This is a genomic window from Arthrobacter sp. SLBN-53, assembly GCF_006715585.1.
GTDB lineage: Bacteria > Actinomycetota > Actinomycetes > Mycobacteriales > Mycobacteriaceae > Mycobacterium > Mycobacterium neoaurum_A.
In genome coordinates this window covers 1,703,945-1,727,209 of the sequence record NZ_VFNN01000001.1, presented here as the reverse complement: position 1 = coordinate 1,727,209, position 23,265 = coordinate 1,703,945, and the positions used below count along the sequence as shown (strand labels likewise).

Below are 23,265 nucleotides of genomic sequence, written 5' to 3'. Positions count from 1 at the left end.
GCGTCAGCGGCGGGATCGACGAGGGGTATCTCACCACGTGAGCGGTCGGTGTTGATTTCACCGGCGCAGCGGTAGGTTCGTGCCGTGTCTGCTTCTTCAGGGGATGCCGCAACCGAGTGGACCGGCACCGAGTCACTGGGTTCGGTCACCGTTCGTGTCCCCGGCAAGGTCAACCTGTACCTGGCCGTCGGCGATGAGCGTGTCGACGGCTACCACGAGCTGACCACCGTTTTCCATGCCGTCTCCCTCTTCGACGAGGTGACAGTCCGTGACGCCGACGTCCTTGAACTGAGGATGTACGGCGAGGGGGCCGAGGCGTTGCCGGTGGATGGCCGCAACCTGGCCTGGCGTGCCGCCGAACTGATGGCCGAACACGTCGGCCGCGCCCCTGACGTGTCCATCTCGATCACCAAGTCGATTCCGGTGGCCGGCGGGATGGCCGGCGGCAGCGGGAATGCCGCGGCCGTCCTGGTCGCCATGAACGCCCTCTGGGATCTGGGTGTGCCGCGCCGCGATCTGCACGCGATGGCCGCGCAGTTGGGCAGCGATGTGCCGTTCGCCCTACACGGCGGCACCGCCCTGGGCACCGGCCGCGGCGAGGAACTCGCCACGGTCCTGGCCCGCAGCACCTTCCACTGGGTTTTCGCGTTCGCCCATGACGGACTGTCCACACCCGCGGTGTTCGCCGAGATCGACCGGCTGCGCGCCGATACGCAGTGGAGCGGTCCGCCCCGGCTCACCGATGCCGAACCGCTGCTCGCCGCGCTGGCGACCGGCGACCCGCAGGCCCTCGCTCCGCTGCTCGGCAACGATCTGCAACCGGCGGCGCTGAACCTGCGCTCCGATCTACGCCGCACCCTGCGGGCGGGCCAGGAGGCCGGCGCCCTGGCCGGTATCGTCTCTGGATCGGGTCCGACCTGCGCATTCCTGTGCGCCTCCGCGGCGCACGCGGTCGATGTCGGCACCGCATTGTCGGGGGCCGGTGTGTGCCGGACGGTCCGCGTGGCCAGCGGGCCGGTGCACGGAGCCCGGGTGGTCTCCGAACCCGTCCGATGAGCCCGATCCGCGGGAAATCAAACCCGCGCACGGTGTGACACATGCCTCAATCGGCTCATCCATTTGGCAGTTACTTAAGGGTTCTTTAAGATGGGTGCGGTGGAAACTGGGCTGTCCACAAAAGGCCTGTGACCACCGGAATGAGACACAACTGCGTCCCAATTGTGTGTGCGCGCCTCTCCTGAAGAGTGCACCTGCAGGCGGAATATAGGGAAACGCGCGAGGAACCTGGAGCCGACGACGACGTCGCTTCGGCCCCAGACACCCCAGGAGGTTGCCGTGAGCCGCTTTACCGACAAGATGTACCGCAGCGCCAAGGAAAGCACGCGGGGCATGGTTACCGGCGAACCCTACGAGCCGGTTCGGCACACCTGGGCCGAGGTGCACGAGCGCGCCCGCCGGGTGGCCGGTGGCCTGGCCGCCGCCGGCATCGGCCACGGCGACTCCGTCGGCGTGCTGGCCGGTTTCCCGGTGGAGATCGCCCCGACCGCTCAGGGCGTGTGGATGCGCGGCGGCAGCCTCACCATGCTGCACCAGCCGACCCCGCGCACCGACCTCGCCGTCTGGGCCGAGGACACCATGACCGTCATCGGCATGATCGAGCTCAAGGCCGTCATCGTCTCCGAACCCTTCATCGCCGCCATCCCGGTGCTCGAGGAGAAGGGCATCAAGGTCCTCAAGGTGGCCGATCTGCTGGCGGCCGAGCCGATCGACCCCGTCGAGACCGGTGAGGACGATCTGGCCCTGATGCAGCTGACCTCCGGGTCGACGGGCTCGCCGAAGGCCGTGCAGATCACCCACCGCAACATCCACTCCAACGCCGAGGCCATGTTCATCGGCGCCGAGTACGACGTCGCCACCGACGTCATGGTCAGCTGGCTGCCCTGTTTCCACGACATGGGCATGGTCGGCTTCCTGACCATCCCGATGTACTTCGGCGCCGAGCTGGTCAAGGTCACCCCGATGGACTTCCTGCGCGACACCCTGCTGTGGGCGCGCCTCATCGACAAGTACAAGGGCACCATGACGGCCGCCCCGAACTTCGCCTACGCGCTGTTCGCCAAGCGCCTGCGCCGCCAGGCCAAGCCGGGCGAGTTCGACCTGTCCACGCTGCGCTTCGCGCTTTCGGGCGCCGAGCCCGTCGAGCCCGCCGACGTCGAGGACCTGATCGACGCGGGCAAGCCGTTCGGCCTGAAGGCCTCGGCGATCCTGCCCGCCTACGGTATGGCCGAGACCTGCCTCGCCGTCTCCTTCTCGCCGTGCAACGCCGGTCTGGTCGTCGACGAGGTCGACGCGGACCTGCTGGCCGCGCTGCGCCGCGCGGTGCCGTCGAGCAAGGGCAACACCCGCCGGCTGGCCTCGCTGGGCCCGCTGCTGCGCGACCTGGACGCCCGTGTCGTCGACGAGGACGGTGCCGTGCTGCCGACCCGCGGCGTGGGTGTCATCCAGCTGCGCGGTGAATCGGTCACCCCGGGCTACATCACGATGGCCGGCTTCCTGCCGACCCAGGACGAGAACGGCTGGTATGACACCGGCGACCTCGGGTACATCACCGAAGAGGGCAACGTCGTGGTGTGCGGTCGCGTCAAGGACGTCATCATCATGGCCGGGCGCAACATCTATCCGACCGATATTGAGCGGGCCGCCGGCCGGGTCGAGGGTGTCCGCCCCGGCTGCGCCGTCGCGGTGCGCCTCGACGCCGGTCACTCGCGCGAAACCTTCGCCGTCGCAGTCGAATCCAACGCCTACCAGGATCCCGCAGCGGTGCGCCGCATCGAGCACCAGGTCGCCCACGAGGTGGTGACCGAGGTCGACGTGCGCCCGCGCAATGTCGTCGTGCTCGGACCGGGCACCATCCCGAAGACGCCGTCGGGCAAGCTGCGCCGGGCCAACTCGGTCGCCCTGGTCACCGGCTAGATCCGCTCCTCACGTTCCGGCGAGCGTGCGTGTCTGCGGCTGAACACGCCGCTGCACGCGCAGAGTTCTCGCACGCTCGGCAGACTCGGGCAGTCCGTATCCTGGTGTGATGCAGCGGTCCACCCACGTCCTGCTCGGCTGGTTCGGTGTGCTCGGTGCCGCCATCTCGGTGGCCGCCATCCTGTCCCTGGACGCGATCATCGGCGGGCAGTCGCACCGGCCCGGCCGCACGCTGCGCATGGCGACCATCTCGGAGTACATCTACACCGGTGGTGACTGGGCGTTCCTGACCGGTGTGCTGGCGCTTGCCCTCGGTTCGGTCCTGCTGCTCATCGGACTCGTCCACGCCGGGTTGGTCGCTGCACTGTCGCCCGGTTCGATCCTGATGTCGCTGTGGGTGATCGGTCTGGTCGGGGTCGCCGTGTTTCCCAAGCACAACTGGGAGATCGGGCCCAGCACAAGCGGTTCCATCCATCGGATGGCCACGTTGGTGGCCTTCGTCTCGCTGCCCGCGGCGGTGCTGGCCATCACCCGGCGGCGGCGCAGTGCCCGGCATGCGACCTGGCTGGCCTACGGATCGATCGGTTGGCTGGCGGTGCTGTTCGGGGCGATCGCGGTGAGCATGGTCACCGATCTGCGGTGGTATCGCATCATCCCGCTCGGCATCGTCGAGCGGGGGATCGTCGCCTTCGAGGTCGCGGCCGTCATCGCCCTGGGAGTCTGGTTGATCCGCGGGCAGTTTCGCGACGAGCGTGCGCTGACTCCGGGCTGAAAGCGGCGTGTCGGGCAGCAGACACGCACGCTCGCCGGGAACGGGACCAGAACGCTTCTACCAGGCGTGGACGATGTTCTGTGCGGGCTCAAGGCCCTGCTCGAGCAGCAGCTCGGTTGCGTCGGCGGCCTGCTCACAGATGATCGGAACTTCGGGCCGCTCGATGGAGCTGAACTGCTCCAGCACATAGGCGGCCGGGTCCTTGCGCCCGGGTGGGCGGCCGACGCCGATGCGCACCCGCTGAAAGTTCTTGGTGCCCAACGACGCCGCCACCGACTTCAACCCGTTGTGACCGCCCTCGCCGCCGCCGAGCTTGAGCCGGATCCGGCCGAAATCGATATCGAGTTCGTCGTGCAGGATCACCACATCGGCGGGGGCGATCGAATAGAACGCGGCCAGCGGGCCGACCTGGCGACCCGACTCGTTCATGTAGACGCGCGGCTTGGCGAGCACAACAGGCCGGTGGCCGAGGCGACCCGTGGTCACCTCGGCACCGGACTTCTTGTGCACCTTGAACCCTGACCCGATGCGTGCGGCCAGGATGTCGGCCACCATGAAACCGAGATTGTGTCTGGTCTTGGCGTAGTTGGGCCCGGGATTTCCCAGGCCGACCACCAGCAGCGGCTCGGCCATGACGGCAGCAGCGCCGGTTACTCGGCGGCTTCGGCTTCGGCAGCCTCGGCCTCGTCGCCGGCGGCTTCGGCGGCAGGCGCACCCTCGGCGGCCTCGCCCGCGCCCTCGGCTTCGAGGTCCGCCTCGGTCGGGGCGGCGACGACGTTGACCACCAGGGTCTCCGGGTCGACGATCAGGCTGACGCCCTCGGGCAGCTCCACATCGGCCGCGGTGATCTGGGTGCCGATCTCGACACCCTCCACCGACACCACCAGCTGCTCGGGGATGGACAGCACGTCGGCCTCGACGGCGATGGTGTTGGCTTCCTGGGTCACCAGGCTGCCGGGCGCGGCGTCACCCTCGACGACGATGTTCACGTCGACCTCGACCTTTTCGCCGCGCTTCACGACGAGCAGGTCGACGTGCTGGATGTTGCGGCGCACCGGGTGGATGTCGAGGGCCTTGGTCAGCGCGAGCTGCTCGGTGCCGTCGATGTCCAGGGTCAGGATGGCGTTGGTGCCCGAGTGGCGCATCACGGCGGCGAAGTCACGCGCGTTGAGCTCCAGGTGCTGCGGGTCGGTGCCGTGGCCGTAGAGCACGGTGGGGATCTTGCCGTCGCGACGCGCCTGGCGCGAGGCGCCCTTGCCGGTGCGGGTGCGCACCGTGGCGGTCAGCTTGTTGGGGACCGAGTTCTTGGCAGCCATGTTGTCTCTCCTGTAGCCGGTTCACACACGGCCAGGGTCCAACGAAATGGTTTCCCGTCGATAACGGTGTTTTGGTAACCACCCTCGCCGTGACGTCGTCAAGGGTAGCCCACGGATGCCTCAGATCCTAAATTCGGTATCCGTGAGCTGCGCGGACAACGCCCACAATGCCGACGCCGTCGCGGTGTTGCGGGCCAGTGGGCTGCGCGGGCTCGGGCCGGTGGCTCCGCGCATGCCGAAGCGCGGACCGATGAAGCTGTCGCCGGGGATGTCGGCGGCCGCCGCGTACAGCGTCTGGCGGGCCCCGAAGTCGGCGTCGGTGGCCAGTTTGTTGGCCGCTTTGAAGATCTTGTCGCCGGTCGCGTTGCCGGTCTGGCCCTGCAGGTTGGTCGCCGAGTAGCCGGGATGGGCCGCCACCGCGCGTACCGGGGAGCCCGCAGCGCTCAGCAGCCGCTGCAGCTCGGTGGTGAACAGCAGATTGGCCAGCTTGGACTGTCCGTAGGCCAGCCACGCCGAATAGGGCCGGGCCCGCCAGTTCAGATCCTTGAGGCTGATGACGCCGAGCAGGTGCATCACCGAGGACACCGTCACCACCCGGTCGGTGATCTTGGGCAGCAGCAGGCTGGTCAGTGCGAAATGGCCGAGGTGGTTGGTGCCGATCTGGCTCTCGAAACCGTCTTCGGTCCTGGCATAGGGCACGGCCATGATCCCGGCGTTGTTGATCAGTACGTCGACGGCCTCGGTGCCGTCGGCGAACTCACGCACCGAGGCCAGGCTCTGCAGGTCGAGGCGACGCACGTCGATGTCGCCGGTCATCTGCGCGGCGGCCTCGGCGCCCTTGTCGGTGTTGCGCACCGCCAGGGTGACGGCCGCGCCCGCGCGGGCCAACTCCCGCGCGGTCACCAGCCCCAGACCGCTGTTGGCGCCGGTGACGATGACGCGACGACCGGCAAAGGAGGGCAGATCGGCGGCGGTCCATGAGCTCATGGCAGCCACAGTAGCTACTTGGCCGTGACGTCGAACCCGGAGATGATCTTCTCGATGTCCGGACCGTGCTGCTCGGCGTCATCGGCGAAACTGGTGATGGTCAGTTGCACCAGGTACTTCTGGGCCTCCGGCTCCAGCTTGCCCGGTGCGGGCTTGTCCGGCATGGTCCCGGTGGCGAACACGATGCGGTTGTAGCTCTGCATCAGCTGCCCGCTCAGCTCGTAGGTGCCCTCGATCATGGAGGACGGGAAGCCCTTGAAGTCATCGCGGGAACCGTTGAGCTTCTTGAAGTTCGGTGACACCTCGGCATCGACGTCGGCATGCTTGAGTGCCTCGGCGGTGTCGAACTCGCCGTTGAGCGTGAAGACCATCAGCATCGCGGTGGGATAGGTGTCGCCGTCGGCGATCACCCGGGTGCCCGCCGCGAGGTTGGTGTTGGTGTAGTCCTGCCACCCTTCGGGGCGCGGCACCGTCACGGCGAGGTCGGTCAGCTTTTCCGGGGCGACCGGCTTGCCCTCCACGCCGACGCTCTCCAGATACGCCGACAGCGGGACCGTCTCGTCGGAGGTGGGCTGTGACGTCGGGCGGGTGGGCGTGGTGGCCAACAGTGACTGGTAGTCGGGCGTGGCGTCACCGCATCCGGCCAGCGCCAGGCACGCCAACAGACCCGCGGCGAACTTCCTCACAACAGTTCGCGGATGTTCTCGATCGGGCGGGCCAGCCGGGTGCCCTTATCGGTGACCACGAACGGGCGCTCGATCAGGATCGGGTGCTCGACGAGCGCGTCGAGCAGTTCGTCGTCGCCCGCCTGCGCCAGATTCAGTTCCTTGTAGAGGGATTCGCGTTTGCGCACCGCATCGCGCACCTCGATACCGGCATCGGCGATCATCGCGGCCAACTCCGCCCGGGTGGGCGGTGTCTTCAGGTACAGCACGATCTCCGGTTCGATCCCGTTCTCACGCAACAGATCCAGTGTTTTGCGTGAGGTCGAGCACTTCGGATTGTGGAAGATGCGGGCCGTCATAACTGAATCACTCCTCGCACAAACGCTCGACGCTAGGCCGACCCGTCGAACAGGCCGGTCACCGAACCATTGTCGAAGACCGCGCGGATCGTGTTGGCCAGCAACGGCGCGATGGACAGCACCGTCAGCGCCGGGAAACGCTTCTCCTCGCCGATCGGCAGCGTGTTGGTGACGATGACCTCGCGGGCACCGCAGTCGGCGAGCCGCTGGGCGGCCGGGTCGGACAGCACCCCGTGCGTCGCGGCGATGATCACATCCTTGGCACCGTCCTGACGCAGCAGGTTGACCGCGCCCGCGATGGTGCCGCCGGTGTCGATCATGTCGTCGGTCAGGATGCAGGTCTTGCCCTTGACATCGCCGACGACACGGTTGGACTTGACCTGGTTGGGGACCAGCGGATCGCGGGTCTTGTGGATGAAGGCCAGCGGGACGCCGCCGAGCGAGTCGGCCCACTTCTCGGCGACCCGGACGCGGCCGGAGTCGGGGGAGACGACGACCTTGTCGTCATCGGCGTAGTTCTCGGCGATATAGCCGGTGAGCAGCTTCTGGGCGCGCATGTGGTCCACCGGACCGTCGAAGAAGCCCTGGATCTGATCGGTGTGCAGATCGACGGTGACGATGCGGTCGGCGCCGGCGGTCTTGAGCAGATCGGCGACCAGGCGGGCCGAGATCGGCTCGCGGCCGCGGTGCTTCTTGTCCTGCCGGGCGTAGGGGTAGAACGGCAGGATCGCGGTGATGCGCTTGGCGCTGCCGCGCTTCAAGGCGTCGATCATGATCAGCTGTTCCATCAGCCACTGGTTCAGCGGGGCCGGGTGGGACTGCAGGACGAACGCGTCGCAACCGCGCACGGACTCGTCGAATCGGACGAAGATCTCACCGTTGGCGAAATCGCGCGCGGTCTGCGCGGTCACCGGGACATCGAGTTCCTTGGCCACCTGCTCGGCCAGCTCTGGGTGCGCCCGGCCGGCGAAGAGCATCAGGTTCTTACGATTGTCGGTCCAGTCGTGGCTCATCTGTTGTGCCCTGCCAGTCGGGGGTCGATTACGCGCCAATCGTACGTAGCTTTTCCTGGCGGTCGTGCACGGGTTACCAGATTGCCAACATCAGGCGTCGGGTTCGCCGGCTCCGGCCTTGCGCGCGGCCTCGGCGGACGCGCTCGCCGGGCGCTTGCGCAGCACCCATCCCTCGATGGTCCGTTGGGTGTTGTCCGAGACCGCGAGCGCACCAGGGGGAACATCGTCACGCAGCACCGTGCCCGCCCCCGTGTAGGCGCCGTCGCCGACGCTCACCGGTGCCACGAACATGGTGTCCGAGCCGGTCCTGACGTGCGATCCGATGGTCGTGCGCTGTTTCGTCTCACCGTCGTAGTTGACGAAGACGCTGGATGCGCCGATGTTGCTGTGCTCGCCGATGTCGGCGTCACCGACGTAGGTCAGGTGCGGCACCTTGGTGCCCGCCCCGATGGTCGAGTTCTTGGTCTCGACGAACGCGCCCAGCTTGCCGCCGGCACCCAGTGTGGTCCCGGGCCGTAGGTAGGTGAACGGACCGACGGTGGCACCCGGACCGATCACCGACAGCTCACCGTGGGTGCGGATCACGGTGGCACCGTCGCCGACCTCCATCGAGGTCAGGGTGGTGTCCGGTCCGATGGTGCAGTCGGCGCCGATGGTGGTGACGCCCAGCAGCTGGGTGCCGGGCGCGATGACCGTGTCGGGGCCGATCTCGACGTCGACGTCGATCCAGGTGGTCGCCGGATCGGTGACGGTGACCCCGGCCCGCTGGTGTCCGATGATGGTGCGCCGGTTCAACTCGGCGGCCAGCGCCGCCAGCTGAACCCGGTCGTTGACGCCGGAGACCAGTGCGGTGTCGGCGACATGCTCGGCCTGGACGGGCAGACCCTGGTGGCGGATCAGCGCGATCGCGTCGGTGAGATACAGCTCGCCCTGAGCGTTGTCGGTGCGCAGCTGGGTCAGCGCCGAGCGCAGTGCCGAGGCGTCGAAGGCGTACACCCCTGAGTTGATCTCCGCGACGGCGCGCTGGGCGGCATCGGCATCGGCATGTTCGACGATCGCGGTGACACCGCCGTCGTCGTCGCGGATGATCCGGCCGTAACCGGTCGGGTCGTCGAGTGTGGTGGTCAGGATCGTCACACCGGCGCCGGCATGCACTGCGGCCAGGCCGGACAGCGTCGCACCGTCGAGCAGGGGCACATCGGCGGTGGTGACGATGACGGTCCCGGCGAAATCGTCGGGCAGCCCGGTCAACCCGACGCCGACGGCGTGGCCGGTGCCCAGCTGCTCCTCCTGGACGACGGCGGTGACGGTGACCGCGCCACCGGCGAACCGGTCGATCTCGGCGCTGACCTGTTCCCGTCCGTGGCCGATGACGACGGCGACGTGCTGCGGGTTCAGGGCGGTGACGGCGTGCAGGGTGTGGCCCAGCATGGTGCGGCCGCCGAGCGGGTGCAGGACCTTCGGGATGGCCGAGCGCATCCGGGTGCCCGCGCCCGCGGCGAGAATGATCACGGCTGTTTCGGTGGACACGTATTCCTCCTCCGCGACCGAGGAGTGCCTGCCCGCGGACACACCGTCGACGCTGTGGTTTGGGGTCGCTCGCGGCTGTTGAGCTCCGTCGCCAGGACTCGAACCTGAACTATCTGAACCAAAATCAGAGGTGCTGCCGATTACACCACGACGGACCGATCACTCCGAGACTCTAGTGCAAGCCGACTAAGGTCATGGGCGTGGCAGCACCCGAGAAAGACGTCCGTGCGCCGCGCGCCCGGATGACCGGCAGTGAACGCCGTCAGCAGCTCATCGAGATCGCCAAGTCGCTGTTCGCCGAGCGGGGATTCGACGGTACCTCCATCGAGGAGGTCGCCCAGCGGGCCAATGTCTCCAAGCCCGTGGTGTACGAGCATTTCGGGGGCAAGGAGGGCCTGTATGCCGTCGTCGTCGACCGCGAGATGTCCGCACTGCTGGACGGCATCACCTCCTCGCTGACCAACAACCGCTCACGGGTGCGCGTGGAGCGCGTCGCGCTGGCTCTGCTGACCTTCGTCGAGGAGCACACCGACGGTTTCCGCATCCTGATCCGGGACTCGCCGGCGGCCATCACCTCGGGCACCTACGCGACGCTGCTCAACGACGCCGTCAACCAGGTGGCCTCGATCCTGGCCGGGGATTTCTCGCGCCGCGGCCTGGACCCGGAGCTGGCGCCGCTGTACGCCCAGGCGCTGGTCGGGTCGGTGTCGATGACCGCGCAGTGGTGGCTCGACGTCCGCGAACCCAAGAAGGAAGTGGTCGCCGCACACGTGGTCAACGTGGTGTGGAACGGGCTCACCCATCTGGAGGCCGACCCGCAGTTGACCGATACCGCGGACTAGCCGGTCAGGGCGATTGCGCACCGAATTTCGGACCGGCCGCAGGCCGCCTACGATGGAGTCATCATGACCGCACCGGGGCACACTCATGTCCAAATCCCGATCGCGGGGCTCGTCGACCTGGCGCTCACCTCGCCCACCTTTCTGGATCTGATCGACCGCGCCCAGGGCCGGCCGGACACCCTGGCGATGGTCGGTCCGGCCAGCGCGCGGCTGTTCACCGCGGCGGCGCTGGCTCGTACCGGCCCGCTGCTCGTCGTCACCGCGACCGGCCGCGAGGCCGATGACCTGACCGCCGAACTGAAGGCCGTGTTCGGGGAGGCCGTCGCGCTGTTCCCGTCCTGGGAGACGCTGCCGCACGAGCGGCTCTCACCCGGGGTCGAGACGGTCGGCGCCAGGATGCTGGTGCTGCGCCGGCTGGACCGCCCCGACGACGAGCACCTGGGTCCGCCGTTGCAGGTGGTGGTCACCACGGCCCGGTCGCTGATGCAGCCGATGCTGGCCGGTCTCGGTGAGATCGAGCCGGTGACGTTGTCGGTTGGCGCCGATTCGGATTTCGACGAGACGATCGCGCGGCTGGTCGAGCTGGCCTACACCCGGGTGGACATGGTGGCCAAGCGCGGTGAGTTCGCGGTCCGCGGCGGCATCCTGGACATCTTCCCGCCGACCGCCGAACATCCGGTGCGCGTGGAGTTCTGGGGTGACGAGGTGTCCGAGATGCGGATGTTCTCGGTCGCCGATCAGCGTTCCATCAGCGAGATCGAGATCCGCCGAGTCGACGCCGTGGCCTGCCGCGAGATCCTGATCACCGAACAGGTCAAGGCGCGCGCGGCCCAGTTGGTCGACGCGCAGCCCCAGACCGACAACACCATCGCCGGATCCATCGGTGACATGCTGGCCAAACTGTCCGAGGGCATCCCGGTCGACGGGATGGAGGCGCTGCTGCCGGTGCTGGAGCCCACCGAGCTGACGCTGCTGACCAGCCATCTGCCCGAGGGCACCCCGGTGCTGGTGTGTGATCCGGAGAAGGTGCGTTCGCGCGCGGCCGACCTGATCCGTACCGGCCGTGAATTCCTGGAGGCGTCCTGGTCGGTGGCGGCCATCGGCGGCGCAGCCCCGGTGGACGTCGAAGCGCTCGGCGGGTCGGGCTTCCGCGAGCTCGAGGAGGTGCGCGCCGGTGCGGCGCACTGGTGGACGCTGAGCCAGCTCAACGACGAGTCGGCGGTCGAACTCGACGTGCGACCGGCCCCGTCGGCCCGCTCACAGCACGCGGTCGAGGAGATCTTCGCGATGCTGCGCGCCCACGTCGCCACGGGCGGTTACGGCGTCGTGGTCACCCCGGGCACCGGCACCGCGCACCGCGTCGTCGAGCAGCTCGCCGAAGCCGATACGCCCGCAACGTTGTTGGAGGCCGGCGCGCAGCCGGCAGCCGGTGTGGTCGGAGTGCTCAAGGGCCCGCTGCACGACGGTGTCGTCATCCCCGGCGCCAACCTGGTGATCATCACCGAAACCGATCTGACCGGTAACCGGGTCGCCGCCACCGACGGCAAACGCCTTGCCGCCAAGCGTCGTAACGTCGTCGACCCGTTGGCGCTGACGGCCGGTGACCTGGTGGTCCACGATCAGCACGGCATCGGCAAATTCGTCGAGATGACCGAACGCGTCATCGGCGGCGCGCGCCGGGAGTACCTGGTGCTCGAATACGCATCAGCCAAGCGCGGCGGCGGCACCGACAAGCTCTACGTCCCGATGGACTCACTCGATCAGCTGTCGCGTTACGTCGGCGGTCAGGCCCCGACGCTGAGCCGGCTCGGCGGCAGCGACTGGACCAACACCAAGACCAAGGCGCGCAAGGCCGTTCGTGAGATCGCCGGTGAGTTGGTCTCGCTGTACGCCAAGCGCCAGGCCGCACCGGGTCACGCCTTCGGCCCGGACACCCCGTGGCAGGCCGAGATGGAGGATGCGTTCGGGTTCACCGAGACCATGGACCAGATGACCGCCATCGCCGAGGTCAAATCCGATATGGAGAAACCGGTTCCGATGGACCGGGTCATCTGCGGTGACGTCGGCTACGGCAAGACCGAGATCGCGGTGCGCGCGGCGTTCAAGGCGGTGCAGGACGGCAAGCAGGTCGCGGTGCTGGTGCCCACGACGCTGCTCGCCGACCAGCATCTGCAGACCTTCACCGCGCGGATGGCCGGTTTCCCGGTGACGGTCAAGGGACTGTCGCGGTTCACCGACGGAAGCGAATCCAGGGCCGTGCTGGACGGAATGGTCGACGGCTCGGTCGATATCGTGATCGGCACGCACCGGCTGCTGCAGACCGCGGTGCGCTGGAAGGACCTCGGCCTGGTCATCGTCGACGAGGAGCAGCGTTTCGGCGTCGAGCACAAGGAACACATCAAGAGCCTGCGCACCCACGTCGACGTTCTCACCATGAGTGCGACCCCGATCCCGCGCACCCTGGAGATGAGCTTGGCCGGTATCCGCGAGATGTCGACCATCCTCACCCCGCCCGAGGAGCGTTTCCCGGTGCTGACCTACGTCGGCCCGCACGATGACAAGCAGGTCGCCGCCGCGCTGCGCCGCGAACTGCTGCGCGACGGGCAGGCCTTCTACATCCACAACCGGGTCAAGTCGATCGACCAGGCCGCCGCCAGGGTGCAGGCGATGGTGCCCGAGGCCCGGGTCGTGGTGGCGCACGGTCAGATGGCCGAGGAGACCCTGGAGAAGACCGTCGAGGGCTTCTGGAATCGCGAGTTCGACATCCTGGTGTGCACCACCATCGTCGAGACGGGGTTGGACATCTCCAATGCCAACACCCTGATCGTGGAACGGGCGGACACCTTCGGGCTTTCCCAGCTGCACCAGCTGCGCGGCCGGGTGGGGCGCAGCCGGGAACGCGGGTATGCCTACTTCCTGTATCCGCCCGAGGTACCGCTCACCGAGACCGCCCACGATCGGTTGGCGACCATCGCCCAGAACAACGACCTGGGTGCCGGGATGGCGGTGGCCATGAAGGATCTGGAGATCCGCGGAGCGGGCAACGTGCTGGGCGTGGAACAGTCCGGGCACGTCGCCGGTGTCGGATTCGACCTGTACGTGCGGCTGGTCGGTGAGGCCGTCGAGGCCTACCGTGCCGCCGTCGACGGGAAAACCGTTGTCTCGCAGGAGGAACAGAAGGACGTCCGGATCGACCTGCCGGTCGATGCGCACCTGCCGCCCGACTACATCGGCAGCGACCGGCTACGTCTGGAGGCCTATCGAAGGCTGGCCGCCGCTTCGGACAATGCCGGGGTGGCCCGCGTCATCGACGAGCTCGTCGACCGCTACGGGCCGCTGCCGGAGCCCGCGCAGCGTCTGGTCGCGGTGGCCAGGTTGCGGCTGCTGTGCCGCGAGTACGGGGTCACCGAGGTGTCCACCGTCTCGGACTCCACCCTGAAGGTGTCGCCGTTGACGCTGCAGGACTCCGGCCAGTTGCGGCTCAAGCGCATCTACCCGGGCTCGGCCTACCGTGCCACGACGTCGACGGTCCAGATCCCGATCCCGCGGGCGGGCAGTGGGGTCGGTGCGCCGCGCATCCGCGATCTGGACCTGCTGCAAGCGGTGGCGGGGATGCTGTTGGCCCTCGACGGCAGACCGGCCGATGAGGTCGACATCACCGGCGGCACAGCAACATCCGAGCCAGGGGCGGACCGGTGACGACGGTCGTTCTCGTCGATCCGCGCCGGCCGTCACTGGTACCGGTGGAAGCCGTCGCACTGCTGGTCGGCGAGGTGGCCTACACCGAGGAAATGCCGATCAAGGTGCCGTGGTCGCTGCCCTCGGCCCGGCCGTACCTGCCCAGCGCGTCCAGCTTGGCGCCGGTGCTGTTGTCCTCGGATCCCGAGCATCCCGCGGTCAGGGCCAGCCTGGCCGCCGGGGCCACCCTGATCGCGGCACCCAGCCCGCAGGTCGGGGAGCGGCTGGTCGACGCCGTGGCAGTCATGGACCGGCTGCGCACCGATGGCCCCTGGGAGAGTGAGCAGACCCACGACTCGTTGCGCAGGTATCTGTTGGAGGAGACCTACGAGTTGTTCGACGCGGTCCGCAGTGGGGATCTCGACGAGCTGCGCACCGAACTGGGAGACGTGTTGCTGCAGGTTCTTTTTCACGCCCGCATCGCCCAGGATGCCCCCGCGGGTGCCTTCGACATCGATGACGTGGCCGACGCGCTGGTGCGCAAGCTCGGTCACCGTGCGGCCGGGGTGCTCGCCGGCGAGTCGGTGTCCCTGGAACAGCAACTGGCCCAGTGGGAGGAACGCAAACGCGCCGAGAAGGTGCGCGACTCCTGCATGGACGATGTCCCGACAGGTCAGCCCGCGCTGGCGTTGACCCAGAAGGTCCTCGAACGGGTCGCCGGTGCCGGCCTGCCCGAGGATCTGGTGCCCGCGGGGCTGCGGCAGGTGCACATCGGTCCGGACACGGATGCCGAGAATGCCCTGCGCACCGCGGTATTGGAGTTCATGGATTCCGTACGCGCCGCCGAGAGAAGTGCGGTGGCCGCCCGCGGTGGCGCGCCGATCGGGGATACCCCGCCGGAGCCGATCGGCGCCGACGAATGGCGTGCGCACTGGCCTGGGCAGTCATGACGCCGAATCTGAAGTAGATCGTGAGATCTGCGCACAACGGCGCCAGCTACTTCAGATTCGGCGGTCGGGTCAGGAGAGCAGGGCGCGGCTCATGACGACGCGCTGGATCTGGTTGGTGCCCTCATAGATCTGGGTGATCTTGGCATCGCGCATGAACCGCTCGACGGGGAAATCCACGGTGTAACCGGCGCCCCCGAACAGCTGCACCGCATCGGTGGTGACCGCCATCGCGATATCGGAGGCGAAGCACTTCGACGCGGCCGAGATGAAGTTCAGGTCGGGCTCGCCGCGCTCGGCCCGAGCGGCCGCGCTGTAGACCATGAGCCGGGCGGCCTCCACCTTCATCGCCATATCGGCGAGCATGAACTGCACCCCCTGGAACTCGCTGACCGATTTTCCGAACTGCCGACGGTCCCGGGTGTAGTTGATCGCTGCCTCGAGGGCACCCTGGGCGATTCCGACCGCCTGGGCACCGATTGTCGGACGGGTGTGGTCCAGCGTGGCCAACGCCGTCTTGAATCCGGTGCCGGGCTCCCCGATGATCCGGTCACCGGGAATTCGGCAGTTCTGGAAGTGCAACTCCACGGTCGGTGAACCCTTGATCCCCAGTTTGCGCTCCTTGGGGCCGACGGTGAAGCCCTCGTCGTCGCGATGCACCATGAACGCCGAGATGCCGTTGGCGCCCTTTTCGGGGTCGGTCACCGCCATCACCGTGTACCAGGTCGACTCACCACCGTTGGTGATCCAGGCCTTGGTGCCGTTGATGATCCAGTCCTCGCCGGCGGGTTTGGCGCGGGTCTTCATGCCTGCGGCATCGGAACCGGCCTCTCGTTCGGACAGGGCGTAGGAGGCCAGCGCCCCGCCGACCAGGTCGGGCAGGACCGTCTTCTTCAGCTCCTCGCTGCCCCGCAAGATCAACCCCATGGTTCCCAGCTTGTTGACCGCGGGAATCAACGATGCCGAGGCATCGACACGGGCCACTTCTTCGATCACGATGCAGACCGCCACCGAGTCCGCGCCTTGGCCACCGAACTCCTCGGGTACATGCACGGCATTGAACCCCGAGGTCGCCAATGCCGCCGATGCCTCGCGTGGAAACCGGGAATCCCGGTCACACTCAGCGGCGTAGGGGGCGATCTCTCGTTCGGCCAGCCCTCGGATCACCGCTCGGAGTTCCCGGAGCTCCTCCGGTAGCTGGAATAGCTCGAATGACGACTTGCCTGACGCGCTCATCTTCTCTTCTCTGTCTGTGGTGGCCGGCGCCGATCGGGACTATCCCTTGATGCGAGTCGAATGCCCTTGCCACTCGGCGTCGCGAAGCTCGTTCTTGCGAACTTTGCCCGTCGATGTCTTGGGCAGGGCGGCGACGAACTCGACCGCGCTCGGTGCTTTGTACGCGGCAATATGCGACCTGACGTGGGCGATGAGATCGGCCGCGTCGAGGAGCTTCGCGTTCTTGGTCACCACGAACGCCTTGGGTCGCTCGCCCCACTTGTCGTCGGGTGTGCCCACCACGGCGGCTTCGAGTACCGCGGGGTGCGACAGGATCGCGTGCTCGACCTCGATGGTCGAGATGTTCTCTCCGCCGGAGATCACGATATCCTTTGCGCGGTCCCGGAGTTGGACGTATCCGTCGGTGTGCATGACACCGAGGTCGCCCGAATGAAACCAACCACCCACGGTGGCCTCACGGGTGCCTTCCTCATCGTCGTAGTAGCCCTTCATCACTCCGTTGCCGCGCATGACGATCTCGCCCATCTCTGTGCCGTCGGCGGTGACGTCGACCAATTCTCCTGTCGGAGAGAGCTCGTCGCGAACCACGCGGACGCGCTCACCGGTGATGAGCCCGACTCCCTGTCGTGCCATGAGTTCGGCCTGACGGTCATCGTCGTAGTCGGCCCATTCGGGTTGCGGTTCACAGACGGTGTACGGGCCGTAGGTCTCGGTGAGGCCGTAGACGTGCACGATGGTCGCGCCCAGTTTCCGGATCGCGGCGATGATGGTGGGGCTCGGCGGGGCCCCACCGTTGGAGATCGTCAATGGGGTGCGCAGCGGGTGAGACTGCTCGGCATACGCGAGAATCGTGAGAACCGTTGGGGCTCCGGTCAGGTGAGTGATGTGATGCTCGTCGATTGCCGCCCATACCGTCTCGGCGCGGACCGCCCGCAGGCAGAAGTGGGTGCCCATCGCGGCGGTGACACCCCATGTCGCACACCATCCGTTGCAGTGGAACATGGGCAGCGTCCACAGGTACCTGGTCGACTGGGTGAACCCGGAATGGTGGATGCCGCCGAGCGCGCAGAGGTAGGCGCCGCGGTGGGAGTACATGACTCCCTTCGGCCGGCCGGTGGTACCCGAGGTGTAGTTGATCGATATGGTGCGTGTCTCGGCATCGATGTCCCATGGCAGGTCGGCGCCGTCTGCCCGCGTCAGAAACTGCGGGTAGCCGACCGCTGGAGCGGCGGCCGATGTCGTGCCGTCGGCCGCCGGTAGTTCCACCCATTCCTCGACGCCCGTGAAGTCGGGGTGGGCGGTGTCGAGGCCGCCCAGGAGATCGCGGTCGCCGAACATGATCCGCGCACCGGAATGCCGGCAGATGTAGCCGATTTCCTCGGGTGCGAGCCTGGTGTTGATGGCGACCAACACTCCCCGTGCCAGCGGGACCGCGTAGTGGGCTATCAACATCTCGGCGGAGTTGGTGGCCAGGACGGCGACGCGCTGGCCATCGACGACACCGGACGCGTGCAACGCCTTGGCCAGTTGTTGCACCGCGGCCGCGAATTGGCGGTAGGTCCATCGGCGCTCACCGTCGACGATCGCGATCTTGTCCGGCATGACATCGCTGGCGCGTTGCAGGAAACGGACCGGGGTGAGGGTGACGTCAAGTCCTGCCATGGTGTTCTCCTCCAGATGAAGACGCTGTCGGCTCTATCGCGACAAGATGAGTGATGGATCAATAGGCCTGTTCGAGGACGCTCTTCGTGATCGCCGCCGGCCACTCGGGGGCCGAACCCGTGCCGGCCGGCAGCTGCAACAGCCGGCATGCGCTGGTCACACCATCGCCCGGCCATCCCACGACATGAGCTTTCCCGAGCCCGAAATGCCGCATGGCCGCGGTGATACACCCCTGCGCCATCTCGTCATCGGACACCGCAGTGGTCCTGTCGGATTGGCCCGTGCGCAGATGGATCAGCATCCCGCCGGTGCTTTCTACTCGCTCGCGGTAGCCGTCGAACAGTGGTTGACAGTCGCAGCGCGGCCCGAACGGATCGCGGTGCCTACATTCGCCGACCACGTACACCGAGGGCACCCGTCGAGCCGGCAACGGCCCCACCATGACCGTGTGTCGTGCACCGGTCAGTTCGTCGTCGAAGTCGAGGATACGGGTGGATCTGCTCCGGACCTGCCGGCCGGACGGGGTGATGCGGTTCACGCGCCCCGAGGTTCCCCTGCCGTGATGGATGAGGTGGACGACGATGTCCTCGACGGTGACCAGCGTGATGCCGTGCTCGCGGGCGAAAGCCACCGCGCCGTCGCCCCGTAACGGGCGTCCACTGTGTTCGTCGAGCAGTGTCGCCGTCAGCGCCAGCGGCGCCAGTCCCGAACTTCCGCACAGGTCGATCGCGGCTTCGGCCGCGGCACGCCGTTGCAACACACCGTGTTCGGCGGCCCTGATCGGCATCACGTGCCCGGGCCGGACCAGGTCCTCGGCTCGCGTCTGGGGGTCGGCCAGCACCCGACCGGTGTGTGCGCGGTCGGTGGCGCTGATGCCCGTGCCGATGCCCACTGCCGCATCCACCCCGACGGCGAATGTGGGCACCTTTTGACTCTGGCTCGTCGTCGGCACCATGGGCGGTAGGCCCAGCGCATCCGCGTGGCTTGATCGCATTGCGGCGCAGAGAAATCCCGAGGTATACCGGATGGCCCATGCGGTCCAGGCGGGTGTTGCCAGGGCCCCCGCCAGCACGACATCGGTCAGTTCCGTACCCGGCCGACCGTGGCTGAGCAGGACGGGGCGACCCAGCGCAAGATCACCGACGGCGGAGACGATCGATTGGCTCGTCGTTCTCATGACGCGTCGGTCCCGATGAGGCTGTGATAGCGGCTGTCGTGAAAAACCAGGGGAGTGCTCGACTCGTTGATGCCCGCGGAGTTCACCTGCAGGATGACCACGTCGTGGTCACCGGCGGCGATGGCGGTCGAGAAGCTGCAGTCGAACCAGGCCGCCGCGTCGTGGAGGAAGATGGCCTGCGAATCCGTGCTGAACCAGGACAGGCCGCCGAAGCGGTCGGCGTTCTTGGCCGAGAGCTGGCGGGAGGCCGCCTGATGTTTCGAGGACAGTACCGAGACGCCGAGGTGATTTCCGCTGGAGAGCACCGGCCAGGTGGTGGACGTGTGTTGCACACAGACCGAGACGAGCGCGGGATCCATCGAGACCGGCACGAAGGACGTCGCGACGATGCCGACGGGTTCGCCTTCCCGCAATGCACACAACGCGGCGACACCGGTGGGGTAGCGACCGTAGAGTCTGCGCAGTCTGGAGATGTCCAGTGCGAGGTCTCCCGTTCGGACGGGTTCGAGATTGTTCACGGCACGGCACCTTTGCTTTTCGGGCCAAGTGTTTTCCGGTGGGATGGCTGCCGGTGGAGGTCAGGCGCCACGTTCGCGCGCATACTCGGCGATCAACGTCGAGACCGCCTCCAGGCAGGCGGTCCCGATGGCTGCACAGGATCCGGTCGGATCACCGAGTATGCCGTTGGGCGAGACCGAGTGGATTCCGTCCCGCAACGCCGCGTCCACGATGGTGCGGTCGGCGCCGACGGGGTGTCCGGGCATGAACCGCTCGCTGCGCACCTTCTCGGGATCCAGCACCAGCATCACCGAGGTTTCGGCGATATCTGCGTGGCCGCCGACATTCTCGCCCAAACCGGCGATCGTGGCCGCACAGAGCCGCCACGAGTCCAGTATCGCCGCGGCGTCGGTGAATACGATGACATCCAATGGGGCCAGTTGCTGCTGCAGGCGGGACTCGAAATCCCGCATCACAGAGTAGTTTCCGATGTGCCCGGAGAACAGGATGACCCGCTCGAACCCGTGCAGGGCCAGATGGGCTGTGTAATCGACACAGATCGACTCCAGCGTGGATGCTCGAAGGGACAGCGTCCCAGCGAATTCCAGATGGTGCGGTGAGTATCCGACCCTGACGGTCGGAAGCACCAACGCGTCGCCGAGCCGACGGGCGATCAGAACGGCGAGCTCGTCTGCATGATCGGCATCCATGGACAGCGGAAGGTGGCTACCGTGCTGTTCGATCGCGGCCAAGGGCAGGATCGCCGTGCGGTATCCCGCCGTCACAGCCCTGTCGATCTCCGGGCTCGTGAGGTACTCGATGCGCACTTCCCCGGACGGGACTGTGTCGATGCTAGGCACGGTCGCCCCTGATGAGGCGGGCCTGCCCGGCGATGACGTCTTGTTCGCTCCCGTCGTACATCTCGTCGACGAGGTGAGCGAACGAGGCAACCACATTGGCGCGGCGGATGGTGCCCTTGAGCGTGAGCTCACCCGCTTCGGGCGACAGTTCTCGGGGAAGTACCCGGAAGTCCTTGATCTGCAATGGTCGGGAGAGTTCGGCGTTGACTCCGTCGATCCATCGGCGCAGCAGGATATCGCGCTCTTCGGTGCTCATCGACTGTGTTTTCGCGCTGACGGCCAACAGCGCAGTGAGGTACTTCCGTCCCTCACCCACCACGATGGCTTCTTCCAGCAGCGGACTGGATTTCAGCTTCACCTCGATCGGTTGTGGGCTGACCGATTTTCCGCCGCTGGTCTTGATCAGATCCTTGGACCGACCGATGATCTTCACCTCGGAATCTGCGTCCAGTTCAACCAGATCCCCGGTGCTGTACCACCCGTCGTGCACCGCTTCCGATGTCGCCTGAGGGTCATTCCAGTAACCGGTGAACAGACTGGGCGTGCGCACCTGCAGCTCGCCGTCGGCGGACACCCGCGCCGCCCAGCGCGGATCCGGCATGCTCTTGCCGATGGTGCCGGGCCGGGGAAAGGGCCGGTCCCACTGGGCCAGAACCGCGCCACAGGTCTCGGTCGTGCCGTAGAGCTCGCGCAGATCGAGGCCCCACATGTGCCACAGCGCGGCCACATCGGGGGGCATGCTGCCCGAGGCGGTCCAGCTGACGTCGATCCGGTCCATTCCGACCCGCGCGCGCAGCGGCAGGAACACGGTCTTCAGGCAGATGCCGTAGAGCACATCGAGGTATCTGGGTGGCCGGCGATCCGCCCATCTGTCTGCACCGATGCGTCGCGCGATCTGCATTGCCGCCGCATACTTGATGCCGAAGAGCCGTCCCGAGTGGGTGACGGTCTGCAGAACCTCGCTGGCCAGCTTCTCGTGCATGCGCGGCGGCCAGACCACGGCGGTCGGGCGCACCCCGATGAGGGCGGGCAGCCGCTGTTCCATCGTGCAGTAGGTGATCACGAGCTTGGTCATGATCGGCGCGAAGACCCCGATGAGGGCGGGGGCCACGTGCGACAGACCGAGAAACCCGACGAGGTCGTGGCGGGTGCGACCGATATCGGGGTAGGTCATCGCCACACCCAGCACCGAGAACTGCAGAGTGCGGTGGGTGTGCACGACTCCCTTGGGGAGTCCGGTGGAGCCCGACGTGGAGAACAGGACGGCCGGTTGGTCGATATCGCCTTCCGCCACGAGATCGGTGAAACGGGTCGGGTCGGCGGCCGCCAGCACCCCGCCGGCAGCAAGCAGCGAATGCCACGCGCTGACCGAGACGTTGTCGGGCAGGCCTGCGGGCTGTGCATCGAACCCGATCACCGCGCGCAGGTTGTCCAGCCGGGGCGCTATCGCGGCCACCTTCTCGAGGGCCGGTTGACTATCGGCGAAGACCGCCGATACCCCGCACGTTTCGAGCACCTGCGCGAGCTCCTGTTGCGAGCTTGTCGGGTACACCCCGACCAGCACGGCGTTGACGCTGAGGATGGCCAACGCTGCCACCACCCACTCCGCGCGGGCCGAAGACATGATGGCTACCCGGTCACCCGCGCCGACACCGATATTGTCCAGTTCGAGCGCGGCCCGACGTACGGATTCGGCGTACTCGCCCCAGGTGGTGGGGTGTTGGGCACCCGATTCCCAGGTGTAGAAGGCGACCGTGTCGGGCTCGTGTCGGGCTCGGTCGTGCAGCAGCTGGGCAAAGGTTCGTGGCACCGCCTCGAATCGCGACACGTCTTGGAGTACCGGTACCGAGTGGGTGCCGTTGCTCTCGACCGGGTTCGATGAAGCGGGAGTATCTGGTGCCATCAACGTGATTCCTCTGCGGGCCGCTCGTCATGCGGCTGTGGTGCGGCTGCGTGCATACGTGCTCGATTGCGCTGGACGCTCCAGCCTCCGCGCAGCGCGCGGGCGACGGGATCATCGAAGTAGGCGGCGGCGTCGGCCAAGGTACTGCGCAGTGATTTCTCGTCCGCAGCGTCGTCCGGGCCGTTCACGCTGCGCTTGAGTGCGCGGTAGAGCACGGGCGCCTCGGCTGATGCTTGCTCGGCCACGGCGATGGCGGACGGTAGCAGTTGTGCGGGTTCGACGATCCTGTCGACCAGACCGAGCGCGGCGGCGCGTTGCACACCGAAGAGCTCTCCCGACAACAACATTGCGCGGGTGGCGCGCGCCCCGAGAATCCGGATGGCACGCTGGATGCCCTTGTCGGCGGGGAGGAGTCCGTGCTTGATCTCCGGGAAGCCGAACTGTGCATGCTCGACCGCCAACACGGTGTCGGTGAAGAGTGCGATCTCCATACCGCCACCGACGCAGTACCCGTTGATGGCACCGATCACCGGACGAGGATACCGGTCCAGCACCACCAGCAACGAGTGGAAATCCCGCATTCTTCCGTCGATCTGATCGGCAGCGACCCCGTCGAGTTCTTTGATGTCACCGCCGGCGCTGAAGAACCGATCACCGTGGCCGGTGAGGACCACCGCGGGGGCGTCGGCAGACGCGGTGAGCCCGGCGAAAAGGTGCGTCAGTTCGCCGATGACGGAGCGGTTCAGTGCATTGGCCGGCGGGCGGTTCAGCGTGACCACGAGCACCCCGCCGTGATCGGCGAGTGTGAGCCCGGTCGGCGGCATGTCCTCGGGACTGGTCATCGTCT

20 protein-coding genes and 1 tRNA gene are annotated in these 23,265 nt (G+C 67.3%); 6 read left to right on the top strand and 15 right to left on the bottom strand.

Going from position 1 to position 23,265, the window contains the following annotated elements; translation table 11 throughout:
- Positions 1-84: 84 nt before the first annotated feature.
- The 3 genes from FBY28_RS08185 to FBY28_RS08175 all read left to right on the top strand — a co-directional run bounded on the left by FBY28_RS08185 (position 85) and on the right by FBY28_RS08175 (position 3,745).
- The gene (locus FBY28_RS08185; RefSeq protein ID WP_141865777.1) at positions 85-1,056 is read left to right on the top strand and encodes a 4-(cytidine 5'-diphospho)-2-C-methyl-D-erythritol kinase; all 972 of its coding nucleotides are present in this window, start codon (positions 85-87) and stop codon (positions 1,054-1,056) included.
- Between the two features lie 279 nt (positions 1,057-1,335).
- Positions 1,336-2,973, top strand: coding sequence for a fatty acyl-AMP ligase (locus FBY28_RS08180; RefSeq protein WP_141865775.1), 1,638 nt, complete (start codon positions 1,336-1,338; stop codon positions 2,971-2,973).
- 109 nt (positions 2,974-3,082) lie between these two features.
- Positions 3,083-3,745: a DUF998 domain-containing protein gene (locus FBY28_RS08175; RefSeq protein ID WP_141865773.1), complete on the top strand. Its 663-nt coding sequence runs from the start codon at positions 3,083-3,085 to the stop codon at positions 3,743-3,745.
- A gap of 57 nt (positions 3,746-3,802) precedes the next feature.
- On the opposite strand, the gene pth is transcribed toward FBY28_RS08175, so the two are convergent.
- The 8 genes from pth to FBY28_RS08135 form a co-directional block, all read right to left on the bottom strand.
- A complete protein-coding gene (pth, locus tag FBY28_RS08170; protein WP_141865772.1) occupies positions 3,803-4,378 on the bottom strand; it encodes an aminoacyl-tRNA hydrolase in 576 nt (191 codons plus the stop codon).
- Between the two features lie 17 nt (positions 4,379-4,395).
- Complete coding sequence (locus FBY28_RS08165) at positions 4,396-5,061, bottom strand: 50S ribosomal protein L25/general stress protein Ctc (protein WP_141865770.1); 666 nt, start codon at positions 5,059-5,061, stop codon at positions 4,396-4,398.
- Between the two features lie 120 nt (positions 5,062-5,181).
- A complete protein-coding gene (locus FBY28_RS08160; RefSeq protein ID WP_141865768.1) occupies positions 5,182-6,048 on the bottom strand; it encodes an oxidoreductase in 867 nt (288 codons plus the stop codon).
- A gap of 14 nt (positions 6,049-6,062) precedes the next feature.
- Complete coding sequence (locus FBY28_RS08155; protein ID WP_141865766.1) at positions 6,063-6,734, bottom strand: LpqN/LpqT family lipoprotein; 672 nt, start codon at positions 6,732-6,734, stop codon at positions 6,063-6,065.
- Positions 6,731-7,072, bottom strand: coding sequence for an arsenate reductase (glutaredoxin) (arsC, locus tag FBY28_RS08150; protein WP_019511912.1), 342 nt, complete (start codon positions 7,070-7,072; stop codon positions 6,731-6,733). The genes FBY28_RS08155 and arsC overlap by 4 nt, the downstream gene beginning before the upstream one ends.
- 32 nt (positions 7,073-7,104) lie before the next feature.
- A complete protein-coding gene (locus FBY28_RS08145; protein ID WP_019511911.1) occupies positions 7,105-8,085 on the bottom strand; it encodes a ribose-phosphate diphosphokinase in 981 nt (326 codons plus the stop codon).
- 90 nt (positions 8,086-8,175) lie between these two features.
- Positions 8,176-9,615, bottom strand: coding sequence for a bifunctional UDP-N-acetylglucosamine diphosphorylase/glucosamine-1-phosphate N-acetyltransferase GlmU (gene glmU / locus FBY28_RS08140; protein ID WP_174241569.1), 1,440 nt, complete (start codon positions 9,613-9,615; stop codon positions 8,176-8,178).
- An 83-nt stretch (positions 9,616-9,698) separates the two neighbouring features.
- A tRNA-Gln gene (locus tag FBY28_RS08135) sits at positions 9,699-9,770 on the bottom strand.
- Positions 9,771-9,809: 39 nt separating this feature from the next.
- Between FBY28_RS08135 and FBY28_RS08130 the strand changes: the two genes are divergently transcribed.
- The 3 genes from FBY28_RS08130 to FBY28_RS08120 all read left to right on the top strand — a co-directional run bounded on the left by FBY28_RS08130 (position 9,810) and on the right by FBY28_RS08120 (position 15,085).
- Positions 9,810-10,457 (top strand): TetR/AcrR family transcriptional regulator, encoded by a 648-nt coding sequence (locus FBY28_RS08130; protein ID WP_141865762.1) that lies wholly within the window; start codon positions 9,810-9,812, stop codon positions 10,455-10,457.
- A 63-nt stretch (positions 10,458-10,520) separates the two neighbouring features.
- Complete coding sequence (gene mfd, locus FBY28_RS08125) at positions 10,521-14,156, top strand: transcription-repair coupling factor (RefSeq protein ID WP_141865760.1); 3,636 nt, start codon at positions 10,521-10,523, stop codon at positions 14,154-14,156.
- A complete protein-coding gene (locus FBY28_RS08120; RefSeq protein WP_141865758.1) occupies positions 14,153-15,085 on the top strand; it encodes a nucleoside triphosphate pyrophosphohydrolase in 933 nt (310 codons plus the stop codon). Before mfd ends, FBY28_RS08120 begins: the two co-directional genes overlap by 4 nt.
- Positions 15,086-15,154: 69 nt before the next feature.
- Here the strand turns inward: FBY28_RS08120 and FBY28_RS08115 are convergent, their stop codons facing one another.
- The 7 genes from FBY28_RS08115 to FBY28_RS08085 are packed head-to-tail and all read right to left on the bottom strand — an operon-like array spanning position 15,155 to position 23,260.
- Complete coding sequence (locus tag FBY28_RS08115; protein ID WP_141865756.1) at positions 15,155-16,318, bottom strand: acyl-CoA dehydrogenase; 1,164 nt, start codon at positions 16,316-16,318, stop codon at positions 15,155-15,157.
- A gap of 39 nt (positions 16,319-16,357) precedes the next feature.
- Positions 16,358-17,980 (bottom strand): AMP-binding protein, encoded by a 1,623-nt coding sequence (locus FBY28_RS08110; RefSeq protein ID WP_141865754.1) that lies wholly within the window; start codon positions 17,978-17,980, stop codon positions 16,358-16,360.
- 58 nt (positions 17,981-18,038) lie between these two features.
- Complete coding sequence (locus tag FBY28_RS08105; protein WP_141865752.1) at positions 18,039-19,157, bottom strand: 3,4-dihydroxy-2-butanone-4-phosphate synthase; 1,119 nt, start codon at positions 19,155-19,157, stop codon at positions 18,039-18,041.
- Positions 19,154-19,675 (bottom strand): flavin reductase family protein, encoded by a 522-nt coding sequence (locus FBY28_RS08100; RefSeq protein ID WP_141865750.1) that lies wholly within the window; start codon positions 19,673-19,675, stop codon positions 19,154-19,156. Before FBY28_RS08100 ends, FBY28_RS08105 begins: the two co-directional genes overlap by 4 nt.
- Positions 19,676-19,735: 60 nt before the next feature.
- Positions 19,736-20,515 (bottom strand): creatininase family protein, encoded by a 780-nt coding sequence (locus tag FBY28_RS08095; protein WP_216847563.1) that lies wholly within the window; start codon positions 20,513-20,515, stop codon positions 19,736-19,738.
- Positions 20,508-22,418 carry an AMP-dependent synthetase/ligase gene (locus FBY28_RS08090; RefSeq protein WP_141865748.1) on the bottom strand — a complete coding sequence of 637 codons (1,911 nt, stop codon included), beginning with the start codon at positions 22,416-22,418 and terminating at the stop codon, positions 20,508-20,510. Before FBY28_RS08090 ends, FBY28_RS08095 begins: the two co-directional genes overlap by 8 nt.
- Positions 22,418-23,260 (bottom strand): enoyl-CoA hydratase/isomerase family protein, encoded by an 843-nt coding sequence (locus FBY28_RS08085; protein WP_141865746.1) that lies wholly within the window; start codon positions 23,258-23,260, stop codon positions 22,418-22,420. Before FBY28_RS08085 ends, FBY28_RS08090 begins: the two co-directional genes overlap by 1 nt.
- Between the last annotated feature and the right edge of the window lie 5 nt (positions 23,261-23,265).

What these genes read in the sequence shown, in the direction of transcription:
- FBY28_RS08175 (WP_141865773.1), top strand. Translation starts at nt 3,083, where the DNA reads ATGCAGCGGTCCACCCACGTCCTGCTCGGCTGGTTCGGTGTGCTCGGT.
- pth (WP_141865772.1), bottom strand. Translation starts at nt 4,378, where the DNA reads ATGGCCGAGCCGCTGCTGGTGGTCGGCCTGGGAAATCCCGGGCCCAAC.
- FBY28_RS08165 (WP_141865770.1), bottom strand. Translation starts at nt 5,061, where the DNA reads ATGGCTGCCAAGAACTCGGTCCCCAACAAGCTGACCGCCACGGTGCGC.
- FBY28_RS08160 (WP_141865768.1), bottom strand. Translation starts at nt 6,048, where the DNA reads ATGAGCTCATGGACCGCCGCCGATCTGCCCTCCTTTGCCGGTCGTCGC.
- arsC (WP_019511912.1), bottom strand. Translation starts at nt 7,072, where the DNA reads ATGACGGCCCGCATCTTCCACAATCCGAAGTGCTCGACCTCACGCAAA.
- FBY28_RS08145 (WP_019511911.1), bottom strand. Translation starts at nt 8,085, where the DNA reads ATGAGCCACGACTGGACCGACAATCGTAAGAACCTGATGCTCTTCGCC.
- FBY28_RS08130 (WP_141865762.1), top strand. Translation starts at nt 9,810, where the DNA reads ATGGGCGTGGCAGCACCCGAGAAAGACGTCCGTGCGCCGCGCGCCCGG.
- mfd (WP_141865760.1), top strand. Translation starts at nt 10,521, where the DNA reads ATGACCGCACCGGGGCACACTCATGTCCAAATCCCGATCGCGGGGCTC.
- FBY28_RS08115 (WP_141865756.1), bottom strand. Translation starts at nt 16,318, where the DNA reads ATGAGCGCGTCAGGCAAGTCGTCATTCGAGCTATTCCAGCTACCGGAG.
- FBY28_RS08110 (WP_141865754.1), bottom strand. Translation starts at nt 17,980, where the DNA reads ATGGCAGGACTTGACGTCACCCTCACCCCGGTCCGTTTCCTGCAACGC.
- FBY28_RS08105 (WP_141865752.1), bottom strand. Translation starts at nt 19,157, where the DNA reads ATGAGAACGACGAGCCAATCGATCGTCTCCGCCGTCGGTGATCTTGCG.
- FBY28_RS08090 (WP_141865748.1), bottom strand. Translation starts at nt 22,418, where the DNA reads ATGGCACCAGATACTCCCGCTTCATCGAACCCGGTCGAGAGCAACGGC.
- FBY28_RS08085 (WP_141865746.1), bottom strand. Translation starts at nt 23,260, where the DNA reads ATGACCAGTCCCGAGGACATGCCGCCGACCGGGCTCACACTCGCCGAT.